This window comes from Hydrogenophaga taeniospiralis CCUG 15921, assembly GCF_001592305.1.
GTDB classification, from domain to species: domain Bacteria; phylum Pseudomonadota; class Gammaproteobacteria; order Burkholderiales; family Burkholderiaceae_C; genus Hydrogenophaga; species Hydrogenophaga taeniospiralis.
This window is the reverse complement of sequence record NZ_BCWR01000029.1, coordinates 1-5,732: the sequence shown is the minus strand read 5'-3', so window position 1 is coordinate 5,732 and position 5,732 is coordinate 1. Positions and strand designations below refer to the sequence as shown.

2 tRNA genes and 3 rRNA genes are annotated in these 5,732 nt (G+C 51.7%); all 5 read left to right on the top strand.

What is annotated here, in order from left to right:
* The first annotated feature begins 372 nt into the window (after positions 1-372).
* The 5 genes from HTA01S_RS24280 (at position 373) to rrf (ending at position 5,677) form a co-directional block, all read left to right on the top strand.
* A 16S ribosomal RNA gene (locus tag HTA01S_RS24280) occupies positions 373-1,905 on the top strand.
* A gap of 99 nt (positions 1,906-2,004) precedes the next feature.
* Positions 2,005-2,081: transfer RNA gene (locus HTA01S_RS24275), tRNA-Ile, on the top strand.
* 27 nt (positions 2,082-2,108) lie between these two features.
* A tRNA-Ala gene (locus HTA01S_RS24270) sits at positions 2,109-2,184 on the top strand.
* A 339-nt stretch (positions 2,185-2,523) separates the two neighbouring features.
* Positions 2,524-5,402, top strand: a 23S ribosomal RNA gene (locus HTA01S_RS24265).
* 162 nt (positions 5,403-5,564) lie between these two features.
* A 5S ribosomal RNA gene (gene rrf, locus HTA01S_RS24260) occupies positions 5,565-5,677 on the top strand.
* The 16S, 23S and 5S rRNA genes sit together here with 2 tRNA genes alongside, the layout of an rRNA operon.
* The last annotated feature ends 55 nt before the right edge of the window (positions 5,678-5,732 follow it).

Below are 5,732 nucleotides of genomic sequence, written 5' to 3'. Positions count from 1 at the left end.
TCTGTCGTATACTGCAAGGCTTCGCTGCTCACTGCAACGCCTCACGGCAGAGCACAAAGGTGGGTAGGGAAGACGCAGGGACGAGAGTCCGGAGCGGTTCAGAGTAGGTCAGAAAATAATCTGAAATATTTTGACAAGGCCGCAAAAACTGTGTCATAATACGAGGCTCAGCTGATCGCAGCTAAGCAAGCAAACGAAGGTGGTGACGCCGGGGTTTGCGGGATCATTAAAAACATACAGCCGATAAGCGTGGGCGTTTGAAGGCGATTGCGAAAACGAACTCGAAAGAGTTCAAGTCGCAAGACTTTAAACGCTCATGAGAATAGAAGTGAAGTTCACTTCAATTCCGTTTTTATGAGTAATTTCAAGATCGAACTAAAGAGTTTGATCCTGGCTCAGATTGAACGCTGGCGGCATGCTTTACACATGCAAGTCGAACGGTAACAGGCCGCAAGGTGCTGACGAGTGGCGAACGGGTGAGTAATGCATCGGAACGTGCCCAGTCGTGGGGGATAACGCAGCGAAAGCTGCGCTAATACCGCATACGATCTATGGATGAAAGCGGGGGACCGTAAGGCCTCGCGCGATTGGAGCGGCCGATGTCAGATTAGGTAGTTGGTGGGGTAAAGGCTCACCAAGCCAACGATCTGTAGCTGGTCTGAGAGGACGACCAGCCACACTGGGACTGAGACACGGCCCAGACTCCTACGGGAGGCAGCAGTGGGGAATTTTGGACAATGGGCGCAAGCCTGATCCAGCAATGCCGCGTGCAGGAAGAAGGCCTTCGGGTTGTAAACTGCTTTTGTACGGAACGAAACGGTCTGGGTTAATACCCTGGGCTAATGACGGTACCGTAAGAATAAGCACCGGCTAACTACGTGCCAGCAGCCGCGGTAATACGTAGGGTGCAAGCGTTAATCGGAATTACTGGGCGTAAAGCGTGCGCAGGCGGTTTTGTAAGACAGTCGTGAAATCCCCGGGCTCAACCTGGGAATTGCGATTGTGACTGCAAAGCTGGAGTGCGGCAGAGGGGGATGGAATTCCGCGTGTAGCAGTGAAATGCGTAGATATGCGGAGGAACACCGATGGCGAAGGCAATCCCCTGGGCCTGCACTGACGCTCATGCACGAAAGCGTGGGGAGCAAACAGGATTAGATACCCTGGTAGTCCACGCCCTAAACGATGTCAACTGGTTGTTGGGTCTCTTCTGACTCAGTAACGAAGCTAACGCGTGAAGTTGACCGCCTGGGGAGTACGGCCGCAAGGTTGAAACTCAAAGGAATTGACGGGGACCCGCACAAGCGGTGGATGATGTGGTTTAATTCGATGCAACGCGAAAAACCTTACCCACCTTTGACATGTACGGAATTTGCCAGAGATGGCTTAGTGCTCGAAAGAGAGCCGTAACACAGGTGCTGCATGGCTGTCGTCAGCTCGTGTCGTGAGATGTTGGGTTAAGTCCCGCAACGAGCGCAACCCTTGTCATTAGTTGCTACATTCAGTTGGGCACTCTAATGAGACTGCCGGTGACAAACCGGAGGAAGGTGGGGATGACGTCAAGTCCTCATGGCCCTTATAGGTGGGGCTACACACGTCATACAATGGCCGGTACAAAGGGTCGCAAACCCGCGAGGGGGAGCCAATCCATCAAAGCCGGTCGTAGTCCGGATCGCAGTCTGCAACTCGACTGCGTGAAGTCGGAATCGCTAGTAATCGTGGATCAGCATGTCACGGTGAATACGTTCCCGGGTCTTGTACACACCGCCCGTCACACCATGGGAGCGGGTCTCGCCAGAAGTAGTTAGCCTAACCGCAAGGAGGGCGATTACCACGGCGGGGTTCGTGACTGGGGTGAAGTCGTAACAAGGTAGCCGTATCGGAAGGTGCGGCTGGATCACCTCCTTTCTGGAAAAAGAGCAATCAAGCTCAAACGCTCACACTTATCGGTTGTTGGAAGGACGTCGCCAGCGATCTGGATTGTTCCAGGTTACTAGTGACCGGCTTGGGTCTGTAGCTCAGTTGGTTAGAGCACCGTCTTGATAAGGCGGGGGTCGTTGGTTCGAGACCAACCAGACCCACCAAGTGCTCTCATTCCACCGCAACATCATGGGGGATTAGCTCAGCTGGGAGAGCACCTGCTTTGCAAGCAGGGGGTCGTCGGTTCGATCCCGTCATCCTCCACCAACGATTTGTTTCAACATCAAAGCATCCTGATTGACAGGGTGTTTTGATGTTGATCGGTATCTATCGATCGACAAGCAATCGCAAGGTTGCAACGGCTGTTCTTTAAAAATTCATAGAGTCGAATCAGCGTTGCTGATGGAAAGCACACATTCGTAAAGGTTTAGTGTGCACCGTGCCATCAGCAACATTTTTTGATTGCGTCAACGAATATTCAATTTGATCGAAAGATATGAATTGAAACGGCATAACGCGTCAGGTGAAAGACCTGACAGACATTCTCTTGATTTGATGATGGTGTTTTGCTGGGCTGTGAAGCCTGGGAAGACGTCAAAGTTATAGGGTCAAGTGAATAAGAGCATGTGGTGGATGCCTTGGCGATGATAGGCGACGAAGGACGTGATAGCCTGCGATAAGCTTCGGGGAGCTGGCAAATAAGCTTTGATCCGGAGATTTCCGAATGGGGAAACCCACCTAGCAGTAGGTATCGCATGATGAATACATAGTCATGCGAGGCGAACCGGGTGAACTGAAACATCTCAGTAGCTCGAGGAAAAGACATCAACCGAGATTCCGAAAGTAGTGGCGAGCGAAATTGGAAGAGCCTGTTAGTGATAGCACAAGACTTAACGGAACGTTCTGGAAAGGACGGCCATAGTGGGTGATAGCCCCGTACGTGAAAAGACCTGTGTGGTACTGAGCTAACGAAAAGTAGGGCGGGACACGAGAAATCCTGTCTGAATATGGGGGGACCATCCTCCAAGGCTAAATACTCATCATCGACCGATAGTGAACAAGTACCGTGAGGGAAAGGCGAAAAGAACCCCGGGAGGGGAGTGAAATAGATCCTGAAACCGCATGCTTACAAAAAGTAGGAGCCTCGAAAGGGGTGACTGCGTACCTTTTGTATAATGGGTCAGCGACTTACATTCAGTGGCAAGCTTAACCGAGTAGGGAAGGCGTAGGGAAACCGAGTCCGAATAGGGCGATTCAGTCGCTGGGTGTAGACCCGAAACCAAGTGATCTATCCATGGCCAGGATGAAGGTGCCGTAACAGGTACTGGAGGTCCGAACCGACTAGTGTTGCAAAACTAGCGGATGAGCTGTGGATAGGGGTGAAAGGCTAAACAAACTTGGAAATAGCTGGTTCTCTCCGAAAACTATTTAGGTAGTGCCTCAAGTATTACCGTCGGGGGTAGAGCACTGTTTTGGCTAGGGGGTCATGGCGACTTACCAAACCAAGGCAAACTCCGAATACCGACGAGTACAGCTTGGGAGACAGAGCACCGGGTGCTAACGTCCGGACTCAAGAGGGAAACAACCCAGACCGCCAGCTAAGGTCCCTAAAATTGGCTAAGTGGGAAACGAAGTGGGAAGGCTAAAACAGTCAGGATGTTGGCTTAGAAGCAGCCATCATTTAAAGAAAGCGTAATAGCTCACTGATCGAGTCGTCCTGCGCGGAAGATGTAACGGGGCTAAGCCAGTTACCGAAGCTGCGGATTTGCAATTTATTGCAAGTGGTAGGAGAGCGTTCTGTAAGCCTGTGAAGGTGTCTTGTAAAGGATGCTGGAGGTATCAGAAGTGCGAATGCTGACATGAGTAGCGTTAAAGGGGGTGAAAAGCCCCCTCGCCGTAAGCGCAAGGTTTCCTACGCAACGTTCATCGGCGTAGGGTGAGTCGGCCCCTAAGGCGAGGCAGAGATGCGTAGCTGATGGGAAACAGGTCAATATTCCTGTACCGATTACAAGTGCGATGTGGGGACGGATTTTAATAGGTTATCCGGCGGTTGGATGTGCCGGTTTAGACAGATGTAGGCGACACGTAGGCAAATCCGCGTGTCATATACCGAGGCTGTCGATCGAGCGAGCTTGCTCGCGAAGTAACTGAACGAGGTCCCAGGAAAAGCCACTAAGCTTCAGCTTGTAATTGACCGTACCGCAAACCGACACTGGTGCGCGAGATGAGTATTCTAAGGCGCTTGAGAGAACTCTGGAGAAGGAACTCGGCAAATTGACACCGTAACTTCGGAAGAAGGTGTGCCCTAGTAGTGTGATGAGAACATCTGAGCACGAATGGGTTGCAAAAAATTGGTGGCTGCGACTGTTTATTAAAAACACAGCACTCTGCAAACACGAAAGTGGACGTATAGGGTGTGACGCCTGCCCGGTGCTGGAAGATTAATTGATGGGGTGCAAGCTCTTGATCGAAGTCCCAGTAAACGGCGGCCGTAACTATAACGGTCCTAAGGTAGCGAAATTCCTTGTCGGGTAAGTTCCGACCTGCACGAATGGCGTAACGATGGCCACACTGTCTCCTCCAGAGACTCAGCGAAGTTGAAATGTTTGTGATGATGCAATCTCCCCGCGGAAAGACGGAAAGACCCCATGAACCTTTACTGTAGCTTTGTATTGGACTTTGAACAGATCTGTGTAGGATAGGTGGGAGGCTTTGAAGCAGGGTCGCTAGATCTTGTGGAGCCAACGTTGAAATACCACCCTGGTGTGTTTGAGGTTCTAACCTAGGTCCATTATCTGGATCGGGGACAGTGCATGGTAGGCAGTTTGACTGGGGCGGTCTCCTCCCAAAGTGTAACGGAGGAGTTCGAAGGTACGCTAGGTACGGTCGGACATCGTGCTAATAGTGCAATGGCATAAGCGTGCTTAACTGCGAGACTGACAAGTCGAGCAGATGCGAAAGCAGGACATAGTGATCCGGTGGTTCTGTATGGAAGGGCCATCGCTCAACGGATAAAAGGTACTCTGGGGATAACAGGCTGATACCGCCCAAGAGTTCATATCGACGGCGGTGTTTGGCACCTCGATGTCGGCTCATCTCATCCTGGGGCTGTAGCCGGTCCCAAGGGTATGGCTGTTCGCCATTTAAAGAGGTACGTGAGCTGGGTTTAAAACGTCGTGAGACAGTTTGGTCCCTATCTTCCGTGGGCGCTGCAGATTTGAGGAAGCCTGCTCCTAGTACGAGAGGACCGGAGTGGACGCACCTCTGGTGTACCGGTTGTCACGCCAGTGGCATTGCCGGGTAGCTAAGTGCGGAAGAGATAAACGCTGAAAGCATCTAAGCGTGAAACTCGTTCCAAGATGAGATCTGCCGGGGCCTTGAGCCCCCTAAAGAGTCGTTCAAGACCAGGACGTTGATAGGTCAGGTGTGGAAGCGCAGCAATGCGTTAAGCTAACTGATACTAATTGCTCGTGCGGCTTGACCCTATAACTTTGACGCTTGTCGTCAGAGTGGATGTCATGTTTATGCCCTTGTGGTCATGATCAAATGATCTGGCTATGATCGTTGGCAGCAATCAAAACAGCTGATTCGATACTCTATGAATTCGTCCCGTCTGTGCGCGTGCACAGCCAGGACAACAAGTTATGCCTGACGACCATAGCGAGGTGGTACCACTCCTTCCCATCCCGAACAGGACAGTGAAACGCCTTTGCGCCGATGATAGTGCGGGTTCCCGTGTGAAAGTAGGTCATCGTCAGGCTCTTACAAGCCCCCCAAACCCCCTCGTACCTCGTGTACCTGGGGGTTTGGGCTTT